The following is a 19352-nucleotide window of genomic DNA, read 5'->3' as shown; positions in this document are numbered from 1 at the left end:
TTCCTATGTTTTATCGCCTTTACACCTTAATTATGAAAGAGTTGCAATCGTTATTACAGGAAAAACAGACTCGTATTATTTTGATCATGCCAGTCATTTTCCAGATGATTCTCTTTCCGCTGGCAGCAACCTTAGAAGTCACGAATACCACCATTGCCATTTTTGACCAAGATAGCGGTGAGCACTCTATTGAACTCACCCAACGGCTAGCCAAAGCGAGTGCATTTTCTCATGTTCTTTTGCTAAAAAATGAAGCGGAGATCCGCGAAACGATCAATAACCGTAAAGCCCTATTGGTCGTCCGTTTTAATCAAAATTTCAGTGCAGATATTGCCAGTCATCACACCGCCAATATGATGCTACTACTCGATGGTCGAAACTCAAATAGCGCGCAAATTGCCGCGAACTATATTGAGCAAATCGTCACGCAATACCAGCAGGAGCTCACGCAAACACAGCTGAAGCCCAATAATAGTGAGCTGATAGTCCGCAATTGGTATAACCCAAATCTAGATTATAAATGGTTTATCGTGCCATCGTTGGTCGCGCTGATTACGACGATTGGGGTTCTTATCGTAACCTCGCTGTCAATTGCGAGAGAGCGTGAACAAGGTACTCTAGATCAATTATTGGTTTCCCCTCTCACGACATGGCAAATCTTTATTGGTAAGGCAATTCCGGCTTTAGTCGTTGCCACCGCACAAGCTACCTTAGTGTTAGTGATTGGGATCTTTTGCTATAAAATCCCGTTTGCTGGTTCACTATTACTATTCTACGGTACGATGATCTTTTATGGCTTATCGCTGGTGGGGTTTGGTTTGTTGATCTCTGCATTATGTTCGACACAGCAGCAAGCGTTCATCGGGGTATTTGTGTTTATGATGCCAGCAGTGTTGCTATCTGGTTATATCTCACCTGTCGAGAATATGCCTGTTTGGCTGCAAGACATTACATGGATTAACCCGATTCGCCATTTCACGGATATTACCAAGCAGATCTACCTCAAAGATGCCGACTTCTCGGTGATATTTCATAGCCTATGGCCACTTCTGATTATTTTCCTAGTCACCAGTACCCTAGCCTATTATCTATTTCGCAAAAAAATCGCGTAATAACCAGATAGAAGCCATAAAAAACCCCGCAACAACTGAGTTATTGCGGGGTTTCGTGTTTCAATCTGTTCAACTAACGATTAACGGCGATCACCAAAAATACGCAGTAACATTAAGAACAGGTTGATGAAGTCTAAGTACAGAGATAACGCACCCATAATTGAGTATTTACGCATATTTTCTCTGTCATCTTGGTTGATCTGCTCACCCATTTCTTTCAGTTTTTGAGTGTCATATGCTGTTAATGCAGCAAACAGTAACACCCCACCGTAAGTGATGACCCAGTACATCATTGAGCTTTGCAGCCAGATGTTAACCAGTGAAGCTACAACTAAACCAATCAGTGCCATAAACAGGAAGTTACCCATTCCTGTTAAGCTACGCTTCGTGGTGTAACCAAAGAAGCTCAGTGCACCAAACATAACGGCGGTAATGATAAAGGTACCTACAACAGATTCACCAGTATAAACCGCTAAAATCACAGAGATAGTGAGACCCGTTAGCAATGCGTACAGCATAAACATACCTGTCGCAATCGCACCGCTCATTTTAGGCAGTAAAAAAGACAACCCCATCACTAAACCAAGTTCAGCGATGATCATGCCGAAAAATAGCACTTTATTTGTAGCGATAGTAAAAAACAGGCCGCTGCTTAAGGAATACCAAGCAACAAAAGCTGTGAGCAATAATCCAACTGTCATCCAACCGTAGACTTGGGACATAAATGCCTGAACGCCAGTGCTGGCATTCTGGACAAGAGAATCATTACGTTGATCAAATTGACCCATGATGGTTACCCTTCCATTTTAAGTAAAATCGACCCAGCAAAACCACCAACAGAGTAATCCTTACTGTGGTCGGACAAATTTGTTCCAAAGTTTATCACAATATTTTGACATTACCATTCGGCTTATTCGCATTTTCCGCATAACTATTTTGGATTACCAGCGGTTTGCTGATGCTTCATCACTCTCTTTAGCTTCAACCCAACGCTCGTTATCGGGAAGAGACTCTTTCTTCCAAAATGGTGCTTTCGTTTTTAGGTAGTCCATGATGAATTCAGCCGCTTGGAATGCGGCATTACGGTGTGCACTTGTCACCCCGACAAACACGATTTCTTCGCCCGGTTGTAAAGTGCCGATACGATGAATAACACTGACTCGCTGTAATGGCCAACGCTCTCTAGATTGCATCACTATGTCTGATAATGCTTTTTCTGTCATACCGGGGTAGTGCTCAAGCGTAAGAGCGGCAACGCTATCCCCTAAATTATGATTACGTACTTTTCCGGTAAACGTGACAACCGCACCATCACTATCACATTGAGCTAGCCATGAATATTGCTCGCCCACACTGAAATTTTCGGTTTGTACTGCAATATGGGTGTTATTCATGCTTAGCCTCCAGTGACAGGCGGGAAAAAGGCGACTTCATCACCAGCCGTGAGCGGGTGGTCAGCTGAAACAAACGATTGATTAACAGCGGCTAACAATTTGCCATCTTCCAGTGCCAGAGCCCAACGTTCGCCCTTTTGTGATAATGCTTGGCGTAGTGCTTCAACGGTTGGGTAATCTGCGGATAACACTAAACGGTCAGTACCAACTAACTCGCGAACTTGAGCAAAAAAGAGGACAGTAATCATACTTCCACCTTAAAATGACCTGATTTTCCACCGGTTTTTTCTAATAAACGTACCGGACCAATCACCATATCTTTTTGCACCGCTTTGCACATGTCATAGATGGTTAACGCAGCAACTGATGCCGCCGTCAAAGCCTCCATTTCTACCCCTGTTTTCCCTGTTAGACGACAACAGGTTTCGATGCGTACACGATTATGCTCTGGTTCCGCTTCAAGAGTGACTTCAACTTTTGTCAGTAACAAAGGGTGACACAGTGGGATTAACTGCCATGTGTTTTTTGCTGCTTGGATCCCTGCAATACGTGCGGTTGCGAACACATCACCTTTATGGTGACTACCCTCCACAATCATCGCTAATGTTTCTGGGTTCATGGTCACAAACGCTTCTGCGCGCGCTTCTCGGACAGTTTCAGCTTTTGCTGATACATCAACCATATGCGCCTCGCCCGACGCATTAAGGTGGGTCAGTTGGGACATAATTACTCCTGAAAATCAAAAAATTATTAACCGCCAATAACGGAAAGATTTGGGGTGATCCCGCTGTCGCCTTGGTGAAGAAAATGGGTTTCGCGCTTAGACATTAAACCACTTTGGATGCGCGCTTTCAGGGCTTCATTCTGGTTTTCATCACCCAGTAAATCACGCAATGGAATCCCATTTTCACCAAATAAGCACAGATGCAGATTGCCCAAAGAAGAAACTCTTAAACGGTTACAACTTTGGCAGAAATCCTTCTCATACGGCATGATCAGCCCGATTTCCCCTTGATAGTCAGGGTGGCTAAAGACTTGGGCAGGACCATCACTACGAGAACGAGGCTGCATATACCAACCTTCTGCAATAAGACGATCACGAACGGTTTCACCAGACACATGGTAACGTTGGAATAGACTGCTCCCTTCCCCGGTCTCCATGAGTTCAATAAAACGTAATTGAATTGGACGATGTTTGATCCAATTTAAGAATGACTTGAGGGCGATATCATTGACATTTTTCATCAAGACCGCGTTGACTTTGACTTTGTCAAAACCGGCATCAAATGCAGCATCGATACCTTTCATCACTTGGAAGAATTTGTCTTGTCCAGTGATCGCTGCAAATTGGCGAGGATCAAGGCTATCAACACTCACATTCACCGCATTTAAACCCGCATCACGCCATGCTTGCACATCTCTCGCCATGCGATAGCCATTGGTTGTTACCGCGATTTTTTTGATCGAATCATTTTCTTTAATCGCCGCAATAATGTCAGTGAAATCTTTACGCATTGTGGGCTCGCCACCAGTAATACGCACTTTTTCTGTGCCAAGTTCGGCAAAAGCGCGGCTCACTCGACGAATTTCATCCAGTGTTAAGAATTCGTGGCGACCACTTGGTTTGTAACCATCAGGCAGGCAATATGTGCAACGGAAGTTGCAAACATCGGTTATAGATAAACGAAGATAGTAAAATTTTCGGTCAAATTGATCGACAAGTTGCTGCATATTCACACCTTTCCAAATACGGGAGATGCAGACATTTCTATCTCGCACCCTGGTGACTCAAGGCCACGGCCAGAACATCATATTCATCAGGAACTTAGACGCAAAGGCTAGGAGTTTTATCGGGAACCCAGTCTGTAGATAAAGTCCAAATCGTTAAGACGATTATCGTCACTTGGTTCACTTATTTTCTGTAAGAATTTTAGCCCATTGCAAACCAAAAAGCTAACCAAAATACGATATATAACTTAATATACAACGACTTATGGAAGCAGTAACTAATTTCAGAAGTCCTTATTATTATAGATAATTTTCTCTTCTTCCTATGCTAAAACCTAAATTCATCTGTCAAATCTTCGTCAAAATGAGGTTAATTCTATGCACATTGTTTGTTGTAGATCAGTTTTATACCGCGCTTTTTGATAGATAAAACCAAGAACCCAGAAATATGATGCTGCGAGTTATTACATCACGGCATTTCCATCTGGTAATATAAAGAATAATTTTAAATGACATGCTAGAGGATAAAACATGTATTTAAATTCAGCGAATTCAAAAAATAATAATCCATATTATTTTACAACAAATAATACCCAGCTAATTTCTATTTATGAAAAACAACATCTCAATTATCTTGATAAAATGATGACCAATGAAAATATTTCATCTCATATTCCTTATTATACTGATGGGCTTAATCAATTAAGCCAACATTACACTAAGGAATATTTAGAGAATGAAACAGCACTTGATATTCATGACCAAATTCGACTATTTAATAATACGCATTCCTTTAACAATATGCATTTTGTAGATTGGTTTGCTCTACAGGACTATAAACATGCCGGGTATGTCAAAATTAATCAAACATTGCGGGATAATCCACACAACGCCACTCACTATCCAGCAGAAATAAAACAGCTTTATTTAACCTTAATGCATCAAATATTATTGCAATCTATTCCACTTAAACATGAAGAAATCCTCTACCGAGGAGAAGTTCGTGATATTAACTTCACTCATAGGCTCAATAAAGGCGATGTAATAAAATCTCATGCATTTTGGAGTACATCAAAAAATAAAGAGACCGCCAATAGTTTTTGTGATGATGCGAATAGTTTAACAAATGATGAATTTAATATTTTCTACGTTATTGAGAATAATAGCCCTTATTCAGGCGCCAGTATTAGTCAAATTCTGCACGATAGTGAAAATGAGTTTTTATTTTTACCACAAACTGAATTTAACGTTATCGATACCTACCGTGATGAGAAAAATAACATTTTCAATGTACGATTAGAAACTGTCCCAACCACTGAATATGCGCTTACCGAAAAAATTCATCAGATTATTTTTTCTTAATTATCTTAATTAGAAGGCATCTCAATTTCTCTTGTATGATTCTGTTTCCACGCCTTATTCGTCCATTTCACTTAGCTCTTTACACAATAAATTTGTGATACCGATCGAGAATATTCTCTTTTATTGTTTTTTATCACGGTAAGTAAACTTCAGATGATGTTTTATGATAAATTAGCGCCAATTTTGTTTTAGCGCTGATTCTAGAAACATAGATTGATAGTTTAAATAGGAACACTATGCCAAACCGTAGTTTGACAAATCTTAATCACGTCGTCGCTCTCGGGGGTGGACATGGACTTGGTCGAGTGATGTCTTCTCTTTCATCTTTAGGCTCTCGTTTGACTGGCATCGTCACCACTACCGATAATGGTGGTTCTACTGGTCGTATTCGCCGTTCAGAGGGTGGAATCGCTTGGGGCGATATGCGTAACTGCTTGAACCAGCTGATTACCGAACCCTCTATTGCATCCAAGATGTTTGAATATCGATTTGCAGGAACAGGAGAATTATCAGGGCATAATCTTGGCAACCTGATGTTAAAATCACTGGATCATTTAAGTGTTCGTCCACTCGAAGCCATCAATCTAATTCGTAATATGTTAAAGGTGGATGCGCAGTTAATCCCGATGTCTGAATCTCCCGTCGACCTGATGGCAATTGATGATATGGGTAATGAAGTCTACGGTGAAGTTAACGTTGATGCTCTCGCCGAGTTACCGAAAGAATTACGCCTGTATCCGCCTGTAAAAGCCACTTCCGAAGCCCTTGATGCTATCCATCAAGCAGATTTGATTTTCATTGGTCCGGGCAGTTTTTTTACCAGCCTAATGCCTCTTTTGTTACTCGATGATATTGCTTGTGCACTGAAAGAAAGCCAAGCACCTATGGTGTACATCGGGAATTTAGGGAAGGAAATCAGTACGTCAGCAGCTAGCCTCACACTTCCCGAAAAACTCGTGATGATGGAACAGTATATTGGGCGCAAAAAAATCGATGCGGTCATTGTTGGACCCCGTACTGATGTGAGTACAATCATCCAAGAACGCAAGGTCACTCAACGTGTTTTAGAAGCAGACGATATTCCTTATCGCCATGACCGAAATCTGCTATTAAAGGCGATTGAAGAAACCATTCCTCTTTTGTAATACATTGAATATGAAGTTACAGGTTAATACCTGTAGCTTCATTAGCTCATCTTACGTTCGGTAATGATGCTTATCCAATCCATACTTTTTCATCCGTAAATACAATTTTTTACGCGGCATTTGCAAATATTCCGAAACATCATTAATTCGCCCTTGATGAATATTTAGTGCTTCCGTAATAATTTGGCGCTCATAGTTTTCAATTTGCTGATCTAATGCTGTCGGTGCTACCGATGTTAATAATGGGTTTGCCGTTTCCCCCATAGGCATAATACCTACCGCGTACAACTCTGCGGCATTCGCTAATTCAGTGACATTTCCAGGCCAATGACGACGACTGAGTTTTTTCATAAAGGATTCATCTAATTCAGGCAAATCTTGATTCAATCGTATGCAGGCAAGCTCTAAATAATGCTGGAACAAAACGGGAATATCCGCTTTACGCTGAGATAACGGTAAGCAATTCACTTGAGTTAACGAAAAATAATAGTAGAGCTCAGCAATAATTTGCTGCTGCTTAGCTAAAATAAGCAATGGCTGCTCAGAAATACCAATTAAACGAAATCCCCGCGGGTCTTGCTGCAAATGTTGAACAAGATAACGTTGCTGATTAACCGGAAGTAACTCAATATTTTTAATCACCAAGGTGCCTGATTGAGCCTCTTTCACCCACATTTCTACTGGAGCGTCTTGGTCGCTAAGAAGTGTTTTGATGACTAAAGGCGCTTGTTGATGCGTACTGATTTGATGCAAGTAACGCGCCAAATAAGTGCGACCACTGCCCAATTCCCCTTGCAAAAAAACGGCGGCAAGTGTTTCAGATAATCCTTGAAGCTGCCCACGAATCTGCTGTGACCACTCACTAATTCCCACAAAGTTAAGCTGCCATTGATTTTTTCCCCAGCGACGTTGCAGTACCCGCTGCTTACGCGCCGCCAATGCTTTTGAAACTTGCTCTAACAGATACTCTGGATTAACCGGCTTTTGTAAAAAATCCCATGCTCCCATTTTGACGGCTTCAACCGCCATCGGGACATCCCCATGACCCGTAATCAACACCATGGGAAGATGTTTATCTTTTGACAAAAACAACGACATGAGCTCGATCCCCGAACATTCGGGCATACACACATCACTGAGCACAATACCGCACCAGTCTCGGTGAACTAACTCTTTTGCCGTTAATGGATTATCGCAAGCATAAACTCGATACCCAGCTTGAGCGAGTAATAGACAGTACGCTTCCAATACATCCTTATCATCATCAATCAGCAATATGTCATGGTTATCATCAAGCATCTTCAAGCACCTTCTTAAATTCTAAAATTACACATCCATTTCCGCGCAATGTTGAAGCGATACGCAGCTCACCACCAATTTGTTGCATAATCGATTGGCTGATAGATAGCCCCACCCCAAGACCGATTTCCTTACTTGTGGTAAACGGCTTCATTAACGTATCAGCTAAATGTAATGGCCACCCGCCCCCGTTATCACATAACGTCAGCGTCAGTTTGTCGGCAGCTTCACTGTAATCAATGGTGATTTCTGCGTTCTGCGGACTCGCATCAAGGGCGTTCGATAACAAATTCACCAGCACTTGCTGAATACCGATCTCATCTCCTAAGACTTGAGGTAAAACATCAGGGTAACTCAGCATAACCTTACGCGTTTTATGTTGTAAACGCAGGACATCCCAAGCACTTTGAATAGATTGGCGTAAGCTAATAGGTTGTAGCTGTTCGTTATCATCACGTTTACGGGCAAATTGACGAAGAGAACGCACGATGCCATCCATGCGCGCAACCAGCTGCTCCGATTTATTTAGCGCCATTAATGTGGCTTCACACTCTTGTTCTGGTAACCCTTTCTTCGCCATAAATAAATGCATAGAGAGTGCATTCAAAGGTTGGTTAATTTCATGGGCTAATGTGGTCATTGTCTGCCCGACAACGGCGAGTTTTGCCGTTTGAATCAATTCATTTTGTGTTGTCCGTAAGTTTTTCTCAATTGCCTTACGCTCTGCAATCTCTTGCTCTAATTGATTTTTTTGTTGATTTATTTGCGCAATACTGCGCTGTAATAATGTGCCTATCCGCCCTAATTCGTCACGTCCTTCTACAGGGATCGTGGTCGTAAGATCCCCGATACTGATCCGAGCTACCGCTTGGTTTAATGCCGTAAAACGTTTAACTAATCGAGGGCGAATAAACAACATATTGAACAACAACACTAAGAGTAAGGCTAACCCTGCGGTGATAATGATAATCGTGCCACTCCACGACATAATATTCGCTAAACGCTGGTTTAATGTCTGCAACTGGAAGTGGCTACTGCCTAGCTGTACATCAAGTTGGTTGCGAAAACTCGCCAAGATACGCTCTTTCTCCTTCGTCACTTCACTGAGCGCTATCTTCGCCGTCTGGTAGTTTTGCAGCACCTCCAACATTTGATTGTCAGAAAGTCCGATATCCAATAACTCATCAATCGTTTGGCGTAGCGTGACTGAACTTGGGTATAAACTCAACGCTTCTTCATTTGCCGATAAGTTGGTTTTTAAATAGCCTAAATAACGTGCGTATCCACCAACATCAACAGGGTCATCAAGGGAACTATCGCCTTGAATATCTTTTAAGCGCCCAGTCAAAATATTCGTGATCTGCTCTTCTAAACGCGCCAGCGTATAAATTAATTGCAGTTCACCTTGAACATTACGTAATCGACTTTGTAATCCCTTCGCTTGGCGAGGGTCTTGCTCAATTTTATCCAACAAAGAACCTTGCTGTAGGCTGATATCTTGGGATAACGAGTTTAATTCGGTATTAAAATCATCATGTAGCCAGTTGATCCGAGCAGAGAGTGTGTTGGTCTTTTCTCGTGCTAAAAACAGGGTATAAAGCGCTTTATCCAGCCGCTGTAATAGATCCTGACTTTGCGACAAAATCATGGCTATCTGCTGCTGGTCTTGCCCATTTAACTGTTGATTAAACGCTTCAATTTGCGATAGATGGGCGGTAATTTGATTGCGTAGTTGTAATCGCGTGGCGGTATTCGGCGCTTTTAAAAATTCATTTAACTCATTCACTAATGTATTCAGCTGCCCTTCAATCAAAAATGAAGCCTGCATTTTGGGAAAATAATCCCCAAGCGCATAACGAATCTGTTTATTTTGCTCTTGCCATGCATACAGGCTGACGCAGCTCACAATCACCGTCATTAATGCGCCAGTGATAAATGCCCCGCGTAAAATGGCAGTGATACTAAAGCGTCCCATCAAACTACTTATCGATATTTTCATTTGATAGCTTCCAACTCGCTAATTGCTTGGCGCTGCTGTTCCTGAAAAAAGCGCTGCCAGCGCATATACTCTTCTTCCGCTTTACGGCTATCTTCAAAACGCGAGTAATAAGCCGGATCTTCACTCTCCTTAGCACTGACAGGCATTGCAGTCAGTAAAGCCCGCACGTCGGGTAACGGACGCTTTAATTTAGCTTCCGCCATATACACCGCACGCCATGCATCTTTGGATTCCGTTAAACGGAATGTAATCGCTGCATCAAATAATTGCTGAACTAACCGTTGACGCTGCAACACTAAATGGACATCTAATGGTTTAGGAGAATCTAACAACTTGCTCTGTTGTACTTTCCGAGGGTTATTATTCTCAAGCGGTGTGACTGGATATTTTCCTGTGCTGCTGTCTGCAAAAATTTTTTGCCCTTGTTCACTGAGTAAAAAATCAATCAGTTGACGTGACTTTTCAGGCGTCAAACTATGGCGAGTGATCGCAATAAATGTCGGGGATGTTGCAGAATCAGGAAGATAATGAAATTCAAGTTCAGGATCGGACAGCAACACATTCGCGTAATTATCAATAATCGGGGCCGCACCACCAAGCCCAACTTTTATTTTATCGGCAACACCAAAACTGCGGGAGGATACGGTAGCTAAGTTTCCCGACATGCCAAGCAAAATGTGCCATCCATCTTCCCATCCTCGCTGCTGTAATAGCGATTCAATCATTAAGTGGTAAGTATCCGAACGAGATGGGCTACTGATCAACAATGAACCTTGATACTGACTATTGGTAAGGTCATCCCATGTCTTTGGAATAGGTAACTGATTTTGCTCCATCCATTTACGGTTAGTCAAAATGCCATATCCGGAGAATGCAACCGCAGCAACCGAGCCTCTTAATGATGATGGAATTAAACGCTGTGAGTATTCGGGGATCTCAGGTAGTGCACTCAATCGATTATGCTGCTGTAAATGATGCATTAGCATCGGTGATGACGTCAGTATTAAGTCGACATTCTCCAACGCTTCCGTGTCCAGTAAACGCTCTAATGAGGCACTTGTACGGTTAATGGTGCGAATGGGTATTGCATCTGCTCGCGCATTCCAATTTGTGACAATAGCCTGTGTCGCTTCAGGTGAAAATGTCGTTGCTATCACTAACTCATCACTTTTCGCATAACTATTTCCCATGCCATTGAGTATCACGATGAACAAACACAGCGAAGTTATCAGTGGACGAATTTGTATTATTGATCTCATTAGAGTAGTCATCCCCTGGGTAGATGTGATTCATATCAAAGAAAGTAACAATAGTTCGAGTTTGCCAAAAATCGCATTTGAGACAAATTTTACCCTTTTCGGATTTATAGGCTCATCGCAACACATACCCGCTTTATTCTCATTGTTAGGCGATTAAATCAACCTTTAGTTGTTCATTTTTTGAAATGCATTCTCGTTAATTTTCGAATGAGTCAAATTGACGCATGACTATGCAAAATTGGGTCAATTTTGACCCAAATCCTTCATATTGCGATATTTTTTCAACAAGAACATGATGACCCTGTCAGAAATAAAACGACAAAAACATCAGGGAATTTCTTTTTACTTTATTTCACAGGTGAACCTATGCTGTCATTTTTAAAGCCAGCCACGGCAAAAAAACAAATTGCACCAGAAAAAGTTCCTACTACCTATAAACGTTATCGGGTACAAGCTCTGCTCAGCGTTTTCTTAGGTTATTTAGCTTATTACATTGTTCGTAATAACTTCACGCTCTCTACCCCTTATTTAAAAGAAAACTTAGATTTAAGTACGACACAAATTGGTCTATTAACCAGCTGTATGCTGATTGCTTATGGGATCAGTAAAGGGGTGATGAGTAGCCTTGCAGACAAAGCGAGCCCAAAAGCGTTCATGGCTTTCGGTTTGATCTTATGCGCTATCGTCAACTTCGGAATGGGATTCAGTAATGCCTTTTGGTTATTTGCTGGGTTTGTTGTCCTCAATGGGATGTTCCAAGGTATGGGGGTTGGACCTTCATTTATCACCATCGCTAACTGGTTCCCTCGTCGTGAGCGTGGACGTATTGGCGCATTTTGGAATATTTCTCATAACGTCGGTGGCGGTATTGTTGCCCCAATCGTCGGTGCCGCATTTGCGGTATTAGGAACAGAGCACTGGCAAAGCGCCAGCTACATGGTACCTGCATGCATTGCTATTCTGTTTGCTGCTGTCGTATTAGTATTAGGTAAAGGCTCACCAAAACAAGAGGGTTTACCCGCACTTGACCAAATGATGCCAGAAGAAAAAGTCATTCTGACCTCTGCCCAGAAAGAGAAATCACCAGAGAACATGAGTGCATTCCAAATCTTCTGCACTTACGTACTGAAAAACAAGAATGCTTGGTATATCTCCTTTGTTGACGTATTTGTGTATATGGTACGTTTCGGTGTGATCAGCTGGTTACCTATCTATTTACTGACAGAGAAGAACTTCTCCAAAGATCAAATGAGTGTGGCGTTTTTATTCTTCGAATGGGCAGCTATTCCATCCACTTTATTAGCGGGTTGGTTAACAGACAAGCTATTCAAAGGCCGTAGAATGCCATTAGCTATCGTTTGTATGACGCTGATTTTCTTCTGCCTTATTGGTTACTGGCAGAGCCAATCATTAGCTGTCGTGACATTTTTTGCGGCTGTTGTTGGTTGCTTAATCTATGTACCTCAATTTCTCGCATCGGTTCAAACCATGGAAATTGTCCCAAGCTTTGCTGTCGGTTCAGCGGTAGGGTTACGTGGCTTCATGAGCTATATTCTTGGCGCAACATTGGGAACAAGCCTGTTTGGTTTCGTAGTTGACCGTATGGGTTGGCATGCAGGCTTCTATTTACTGCTAGGTGGAATCGTCTGCTGCATTATTTTCTGTGTATTGTCACACTTGGGCGCGCTTGAACTTGAGCGTAATCGCCAAGAAGTGTTAACCAATGGTCAATTAGCTAACGCGTAATCCCAGTCAGTAATGAATAAGGCAGCCCTCAGCAAAATACTGAGCGCTGCCTTTACAATTTATTGTTAATTACGAATTGGCGATAAATTGGTTACGTAGAATTTGTAATTCATCACGCACCCGTGCAGCTGCCTCGAATTCCAAATCTTGCGCATGCTTATACATTTGCGATTCTAATTGAGAAATACGCTGTTCCAACTCTTTGGTTGACATGGATTGCACATTCAGTGCAGATTCATCTTTAATACTTTCTTTACTGCGTCCCTTGCCTTTACCACCCACTTTATGACCAATTTGTAGGATATCCCCTACTTTCTTATTTAAGCCTTGAGGAATAATGCCGTGAGCTTCGTTAAACGCCATCTGTTTCGCGCGACGTCGTTCAGTTTCGGCAATGGCTTTCCCCATCGAGTTAGTGATTCTGTCTCCATACAGAATCGCTTTACCATTCAAGTTACGTGCCGCACGACCAATGGTTTGAATCAATGAACGCTCTGAACGTAAGAAGCCTTCTTTGTCTGCATCAAGAATCGCAACCAGCGAAACTTCAGGCATATCCAAACCTTCTCGCAGTAAGTTGATTCCCACTAGCACATCAAATTCGCCAAGACGCAAATCACGAATAATTTCGACACGCTCGACGGTATCAATATCCGAGTGCAAGTAACGTACACGCTCCCCATGCTCTTCTAAATATTCAGTAAGATCTTCCGCCATTCGTTTGGTTAATGTGGTCACCAATACGCGTTCCTGTTTTTGGACACGAATACGAATTTCAGAGAGTAAATCATCCACTTGAGTCGCTACTGGGCGCACTTCAATAAGAGGGTCAAGGAGTCCTGTTGGTCTCACTACCTGCTCAATGACTTCCTGCCCTGATTTATCCAACTCATAGTTACCAGGCGTTGCAGAGACATAGATAGTTTGCGGCGCCAAAGCTTCAAACTCTTCAAAGCGCATAGGACGGTTATCTAACGCGGAGGGAAGTCGGAAACCGTATTCTACTAATGTTTCTTTACGCGACCGATCCCCTTTGTACATAGCGCCTATTTGCGGAATAGTCACATGGGACTCATCCACCACCAATAAACCATCCGCGGGTAAATAGTCAAATAATGTCGGAGGTGGTTCACCTGGTGCTCGACCCGATAAATAACGTGAGTAGTTTTCAATTCCCGAGCAATACCCCAGCTCACTCATCATTTCTAAATCAAACTGAGTTCGCTGAGTAATTCGCTGTTCTTCTAATAATTTATTATTTTCTAACAGCACTCTGCGCCTGTCCGCTAGCTCAACCTTGATATTCTCCATCGCTTCCAGAATACGCTCTCTTGGCGTTACATAGTGCGTTTTAGGGTATACGGTAAAACGAGGAACACGATGTTGAATCGCCCCTGTTAATGGGTCAAATAGCGATAAACGCTCGACTTCTTCATCAAAGAGCTCAACTCGCAGTGCATATTCATCGGATTCAGCAGGGAAAATATCAATCACTTCACCGCGAACTCGGAATGTTCCTCGCGTAAACGCTTGGTCATTGCGGGTATATTGCAGGTCAGCAAGGCGGCGCAAAATAGAACGTTGGTCGATAATCATGCCATCAGTCAGATGCAGCATCATTTTCAAGTAGCTATCGGGGTCACCCAATCCATAAATTGCCGACACCGATGCCACAACAATGACATCACGACGTTCAAGCAAGGCTTTTGTTGCAGACAAACGCATTTGTTCAATATGTTCGTTTACTGAAGCATCTTTTTCAATAAAGGTATCTGAGCTGGGGACATAGGCTTCTGGTTGATAATAATCGTAATAAGAAACGAAATATTCCACTGCATTTTCAGGGAAGAAGGCTTTCATTTCGCTATATAGCTGCGCTGCCAATGTTTTATTATGCGCCATCAACATGGTTGGGCGATTTTCTTGAGCGATAACATTAGCAATCGTAAACGTTTTACCTGACCCCGTAACCCCTAGTAAGGTTTGATGAGCAAGTCCATCTTCTAACCCTTCTCTTAATTTACGAATCGCCTCGGGCTGATCACCCGCAGGCTGGAAATCAGAATACAGTTTAAAATCCTTGCTCATAGTTATGCCTCTTTAATAATCTCTTGCCTATGATACTGGATAAAAAACCAGCTTCAAGTGCTGAAGATAAATTTCCTTTTTATGAGGTTGAAATCTATTTACGAAAATGTTATCCCCAAAATAAAACTTGACCTTTTTAAAACCAGATATTTTATGCTTTTGGGTTTTTTAGCTTTAACGCAAATCTAAACAGAACGCTTGATTTTACTTAATTATTTGTATTTAAAAGAAATTTCATAAAAGCCCAGAATCACATCAAATAAAGGCAAAGCCGCTTGTCACCTAGCATCACAATGGTTTTTGAATGTTAATTCACAAGGTTATCCACAGAAATAGTGGATAACTCTGGGAGCCCTTCCCCCTCATGCATTCCCGTAACGTGCTCATTTTGCCATTTGCCCATGAAATGACAGAAATATGGCGAAATGATGAAAGTATTTTTGCTCTCTATTCGTGACAAAAGAAATATTTTCTGTTTTTTTACGAAAACTACTTAGTATTTTCCCTATAAAACTTGACAAAAAAAGGATCATTAACGTTAAAAAAGATCGTTAAAAATACAAAAAAAGAGTCCTCCCCCTAGAACAAACTGCCTAGAGGGTTTTCGCGGAAATTAAAGTCCATAAAGATCTAAATATTGACCTAAAGACGCCGTTGATTGGTCTTCAATATAAGGAATGATCCCCAAGCAGGGCGCTTCGATCATACGTTTAAGTGCAGCGAGATATTCGTGTTGATAAGTGCCCGCAGGCTGGACTTCATTGGCAATCCATCCCACTAAAGATAACCCTGCGGCTTGTATCGCTTGTGCAGTGAGTACGGCATGATTGATGCATCCTAATTTCACTCCTACCACGAGGATCACTGGTAATTGCTGCTCTACTACCCAATCTGCGTAAGTTTTCTCAGTCGAAAGCGGTGTATACCATCCTCCTGCACCTTCGACTAATACCCACTCAGCATATTCTTGTAGCTGCTTTAACCCGCGAGTCATTACTGAAAATTCAATCGGGGTACCTGTTTTTTCACTCACAATATGGGGTGAAGTTGGTGCTTCAAAAATGATGGGATTGATTTGCTCATAGGGTACTTTGACGCTGCTATTTGCCTGAAGCTGTAATGCATCACTATTACGCAAACCGTCTAGCGTCATTTCGCTTCCTGAAGCAACAGGCTTATACCCCACCGTCTTCAATCCTTGAAGATTTGCAGCTTGTAATAATGCACAACTCGACATCGTCTTACCGATTTCGGTATCCGTTCCGGTTACAAAATACGTTTTAGTCACGATACATAATTCCAAATACAGTTTGATAGGTTAATGGCAATCCTTTATCCGCCATTGGGTACACCGCGCTTAATCGCTGCAAACGCTGGCGCGTCATCAGCCCTGCTTGGCGTCCTGCGGTTAAATGAGTTGCACCAATACCTTTCACTGAATTGAGTAATTCAATGAGATTAGAAAAATAGAGCGTGTCTGCTTGTTGATAAAGCTGGCAACGCCATGATTGGCAGTCTTCAACAATCTGTGAATAGGCGAGAAAACGGTTAACATGGGGGTCATCATCAAGGGTTTGCCAAGCTTGGGCTAGCTCCCCTAAAGAGTGCTCCGCTAATGTGGTAAATCCCACTACGCCACCCGGCTTTGTTACACGATACAACTCGCTGAGTGCATGAGGTAAATTCTGGCACCATTGGATAGCCAAATTTGAAAATACCCAATCAAACGAGGCATCCGCAAAAGGAAGCGCATCCATATCCCCACAGACGTATCGATGTGCGGCTTGTTTATTTTTTGCCACCTCCAGCATACCGACAGAGAGATCAAGCGCAGTCACATAAGCACCACGCGCTTGGAGTATTTGGCTAAAAAATCCCGTACCGCATCCAGCATCTAGTACCTGAAGAGGTTCTAAGGGTATTTCTGCTAAAGCGTGATCCTCAATGAAACCCAATAACTGTTTACCACTATTTTGTTGGTAATTGGCTAATGCATCGTAGCGTGGTGCAGCTCGTCCAAATGCGGTGGCAATTTTGGTTTTTTCTCGAAGATTTTGTGACGCTTTATTCTCGTCATGACACAAAGACAAACTCATTGAGCGCCTCCAATAATTTGTCGATATCCCTTTGCTGATGAGCAGCACTTAATGTGATTCGCAACCTGGCACTGCCTGGAGGAACGGTTGGTGGTCTAATCGCCTGAACCCAAATCCCTTTTTCACGTAAAAATTGTGACAATTGCAGGCTTTTTTGGTTATCACCCACGATGAGTGGCTGAATTGCCGTATTAGAGTCCACCAGCTGCATATCCGGTAAATTGAGTTGACGTCTAAAATAGCGAATGTTGTTCTGCAACTGACACCGTTGAGCATCCGCTTGCTGGATTTGTTCCACCGCTGCTGAGATAGCCACAGCTTGCGCGGGTGGCATTGACGTGCTGTAAATAAGATGACGAGCTGCTTGAATAAGAAAATCGGCGGTCTGCTCATCGCACAGGACTGCCGCGCCACTCACACCAACTGCTTTGCCAAACGTTGCAACCAAAATATCAGGCTTAATACCATAGTCATCACAGCTGCCGCGGCCTTGAGCACCACAGATACCGAGTCCATGGGCATCATCCACCATCAACCATGCATTATGGGAATGTGCTACCGTTTGTAATTTATCCAGTGGTGCGCAGTCCCCATCCATACTAAAGACCCCTTCAGTGACCACTAAAGTTTTCGATGAATGGGGTTTGCTAATTAATTTTTCTAGGGAATCAACACTATTGTGACTAAAACGCCGCAACTGTGCTTGGGAGTGAATCGCGCCTTCAAGGAGAGAAGCATGGCTGAGCCTATCGGCTAAAATACGATCTTCCGCCGTCATTAAGGCAGTAATAAGTGCATGATTCGCCGCAAAGCCTGAAATAAACAGAATCGCGCGAGGATACCCCAACCAGTCAGCTAATTTTTGCTCTGCATCTTGGTGCGCTTGAGTGAAGCCCGTGATATGCCCTGAGCCGCCACTGCCCACACCGTAGATCTGTGCACCTTGCTGCCATGCACGAATAATCTCAGGGTGTTGACTCAATCCTAGATAGTCATTTGAAGAAAAATTAAGGTAATTTTTCCCTTGATAATCTACTGTCCTACCAGAACTTTTTTCAATACAGCGGCGTTCGCGCCATGCAGAAGCGTCTTTACGCTTCTGCAATTGATCGCCAATAAACGATTGCCAGCTCATTAGACTGCCGCATTATAGAACTGATTGTTATCCGCGGTTAACAAGGTTTCAGCCAGTTTAACCGCCTGCACATTATCACCCTCATGGGTTTCAATACGCTCAGGATTAATATTCAGTTTTTTAAACAGTGCGATATCTTTATTTTCATCGGGGTTTGGCGTCGTTAACAGTTTGCAACCGTAGAAAACAGAGTTTGCACCCGCCATAAAACACAGAGCCTGAGTCTGTTCATTCATATGCTCGCGCCCAGCGGATAGACGTACATAAGAACTTGGCATCATGATCCGTGCTACCGCAATCGTACGGATAAAATCAAATGGGTCTACATCCTCATTATCCGCCATTGGCGTGCCTTCTACTTTCATCAGCATATTGATTGGCACACTTTCCGGTGGTTTTGGAAGATTTGCCAATTGCACTAACAATGCAGCGCGATCACTGACTTTTTCACCTAAACCTAAGATACCGCCTGAGCAAACCTTAATTCCGGCATTACGCACGTTATCTAACGTATCTAAACGGTCTTGATAAGTCCGTGTGGTAATGATGTTGCCATAATATTCCGGCGAGGTATCTAGGTTATGGTTATAGTAATCCAGCCCTGCATCCGCTAAACGACCGGCTTGTGAATCATCAATCATGCCGAGAGTCATACAAGTTTCCATTCCAAGCGCTTTAACTTCTTTGACCATCATCTCCAAATACGGCATATCGCGTTCTTTTGGATTACGCCATGCAGCGCCCATACAAAAACGCGTTGAACCTGCATTTTTGGCTTTTTTTGCCGATTCAACGACCTGCTGAACTTCCATCAAACGCTCAGTTTCTAAACCTGTTTTATATCGCGCACTCTGAGCGCAATACTTACAATCTTCAGGGCAAGCCCCTGTTTTGATTGACAACAATGTACTCACTTGCACTTGTTGCGGGTCAAAATGTTGGCGATGTACTTGCTGTGCTTGAAATAACAATTCAAAAAATGGCATTGA

Annotated in this window: 17 protein-coding genes and 1 riboswitch; of the genes, 4 read left to right on the top strand and 13 right to left on the bottom strand. The window is 42.6% G+C overall.

Annotated features, from left to right (window positions below):
* The first annotated feature begins 5 nt into the window (after window positions 1–5).
* On the top strand, window positions 6–1112 hold the full coding sequence (locus PR795_RS13980; protein ID WP_036961967.1) for an ABC transporter permease: 1107 nt from the start codon (window positions 6–8) through the stop codon (window positions 1110–1112).
* 80 nt (window positions 1113–1192) lie between these two features.
* On the opposite strand, the gene PR795_RS13975 is transcribed toward PR795_RS13980, so the two are convergent.
* The 5 genes from PR795_RS13975 to moaA form a co-directional block, all read right to left on the bottom strand.
* The gene (locus PR795_RS13975) at window positions 1193–1900 is read right to left on the bottom strand and encodes a Bax inhibitor-1/YccA family protein (RefSeq protein WP_006660171.1); all 708 of its coding nucleotides are present in this window, start codon (window positions 1898–1900) and stop codon (window positions 1193–1195) included.
* Between the two features lie 153 nt (window positions 1901–2053).
* The gene (gene moaE / locus PR795_RS13970) at window positions 2054–2506 is read right to left on the bottom strand and encodes a molybdopterin synthase catalytic subunit MoaE (RefSeq protein WP_006662286.1); all 453 of its coding nucleotides are present in this window, start codon (window positions 2504–2506) and stop codon (window positions 2054–2056) included.
* A gap of 2 nt (window positions 2507–2508) precedes the next feature.
* The gene (moaD, locus tag PR795_RS13965; protein WP_006660173.1) at window positions 2509–2754 is read right to left on the bottom strand and encodes a molybdopterin synthase sulfur carrier subunit; all 246 of its coding nucleotides are present in this window, start codon (window positions 2752–2754) and stop codon (window positions 2509–2511) included.
* Window positions 2751–3230: a cyclic pyranopterin monophosphate synthase MoaC gene (gene moaC / locus PR795_RS13960; RefSeq protein WP_006660174.1), complete on the bottom strand. Its 480-nt coding sequence runs from the start codon at window positions 3228–3230 to the stop codon at window positions 2751–2753. Before moaC ends, moaD begins: the two co-directional genes overlap by 4 nt.
* Window positions 3231–3256: 26 nt before the next feature.
* A complete protein-coding gene (moaA, locus tag PR795_RS13955; RefSeq protein ID WP_006660175.1) occupies window positions 3257–4237 on the bottom strand; it encodes a GTP 3',8-cyclase MoaA in 981 nt (326 codons plus the stop codon).
* Window positions 4227–4363: riboswitch (molybdenum cofactor riboswitch) on the bottom strand. (Overlaps the previous gene by 11 nt.)
* 402 nt (window positions 4364–4765) lie before the next feature.
* Between moaA and PR795_RS13950 the strand changes: the two genes are divergently transcribed.
* Window positions 4766–5596: an ADP-ribosyltransferase domain-containing protein gene (locus PR795_RS13950; RefSeq protein WP_272516873.1), complete on the top strand. Its 831-nt coding sequence runs from the start codon at window positions 4766–4768 to the stop codon at window positions 5594–5596.
* 236 nt (window positions 5597–5832) lie between these two features.
* Entirely contained in the window at window positions 5833–6741 is a 909-nt protein-coding gene (locus PR795_RS13945; protein ID WP_006660177.1) for a gluconeogenesis factor YvcK family protein, read from the top strand.
* A 51-nt stretch (window positions 6742–6792) separates the two neighbouring features.
* Here PR795_RS13945 and pgtA read toward each other — a convergent pair whose 3' ends face one another.
* Genes pgtA through PR795_RS13930 form a run of 3 tightly spaced genes read right to left on the bottom strand, consistent with a single transcriptional unit; the run spans window position 6793 to window position 11229 of the window.
* The gene (pgtA, locus tag PR795_RS13940) at window positions 6793–8040 is read right to left on the bottom strand and encodes a two-component system response regulator PgtA (RefSeq protein ID WP_181480685.1); all 1248 of its coding nucleotides are present in this window, start codon (window positions 8038–8040) and stop codon (window positions 6793–6795) included.
* Window positions 8033–10039, bottom strand: coding sequence for a two-component system sensor histidine kinase PgtB (gene pgtB, locus PR795_RS13935; protein WP_006660179.1), 2007 nt, complete (start codon window positions 10037–10039; stop codon window positions 8033–8035). Before pgtB ends, pgtA begins: the two co-directional genes overlap by 8 nt.
* Entirely contained in the window at window positions 10036–11229 is a 1194-nt protein-coding gene (locus PR795_RS13930; protein WP_006662288.1) for an ABC transporter substrate-binding protein, read from the bottom strand. The genes pgtB and PR795_RS13930 overlap by 4 nt, the downstream gene beginning before the upstream one ends.
* A gap of 435 nt (window positions 11230–11664) precedes the next feature.
* On the opposite strand from PR795_RS13930, the gene pgtP reads away from it, so the two are divergent.
* Complete coding sequence (gene pgtP / locus PR795_RS13925) at window positions 11665–13044, top strand: phosphoglycerate transporter PgtP (protein WP_006662289.1); 1380 nt, start codon at window positions 11665–11667, stop codon at window positions 13042–13044.
* A gap of 69 nt (window positions 13045–13113) precedes the next feature.
* Here the strand turns inward: pgtP and uvrB are convergent, their stop codons facing one another.
* The 5 genes from uvrB to bioB form a co-directional block, all read right to left on the bottom strand.
* Window positions 13114–15132, bottom strand: coding sequence for an excinuclease ABC subunit UvrB (uvrB, locus tag PR795_RS13920; RefSeq protein WP_006660182.1), 2019 nt, complete (start codon window positions 15130–15132; stop codon window positions 13114–13116).
* Window positions 15133–15745: 613 nt separating this feature from the next.
* Complete coding sequence (gene bioD / locus PR795_RS13915) at window positions 15746–16420, bottom strand: dethiobiotin synthase (RefSeq protein ID WP_006660183.1); 675 nt, start codon at window positions 16418–16420, stop codon at window positions 15746–15748.
* Entirely contained in the window at window positions 16413–17228 is an 816-nt protein-coding gene (bioC, locus tag PR795_RS13910) for a malonyl-ACP O-methyltransferase BioC (RefSeq protein ID WP_006660184.1), read from the bottom strand. Before bioC ends, bioD begins: the two co-directional genes overlap by 8 nt.
* A complete protein-coding gene (gene bioF, locus PR795_RS13905; RefSeq protein WP_181480684.1) occupies window positions 17206–18363 on the bottom strand; it encodes an 8-amino-7-oxononanoate synthase in 1158 nt (385 codons plus the stop codon). The genes bioC and bioF overlap by 23 nt, the downstream gene beginning before the upstream one ends.
* Window positions 18363–19349: a biotin synthase BioB gene (gene bioB, locus PR795_RS13900; protein WP_048654629.1), complete on the bottom strand. Its 987-nt coding sequence runs from the start codon at window positions 19347–19349 to the stop codon at window positions 18363–18365. The genes bioF and bioB overlap by 1 nt, the downstream gene beginning before the upstream one ends.
* Between the last annotated feature and the right edge of the window lie 3 nt (window positions 19350–19352).

The organism is Providencia sp. PROV209, assembly GCF_028479485.1.
In the GTDB taxonomy this organism is placed as follows: Bacteria; Pseudomonadota; Gammaproteobacteria; order Enterobacterales; family Enterobacteriaceae; genus Providencia; species Providencia alcalifaciens.
Note: the sequence above shows the minus strand (reverse complement) of the source record. Positions and strands in the feature narration are given on the sequence as shown.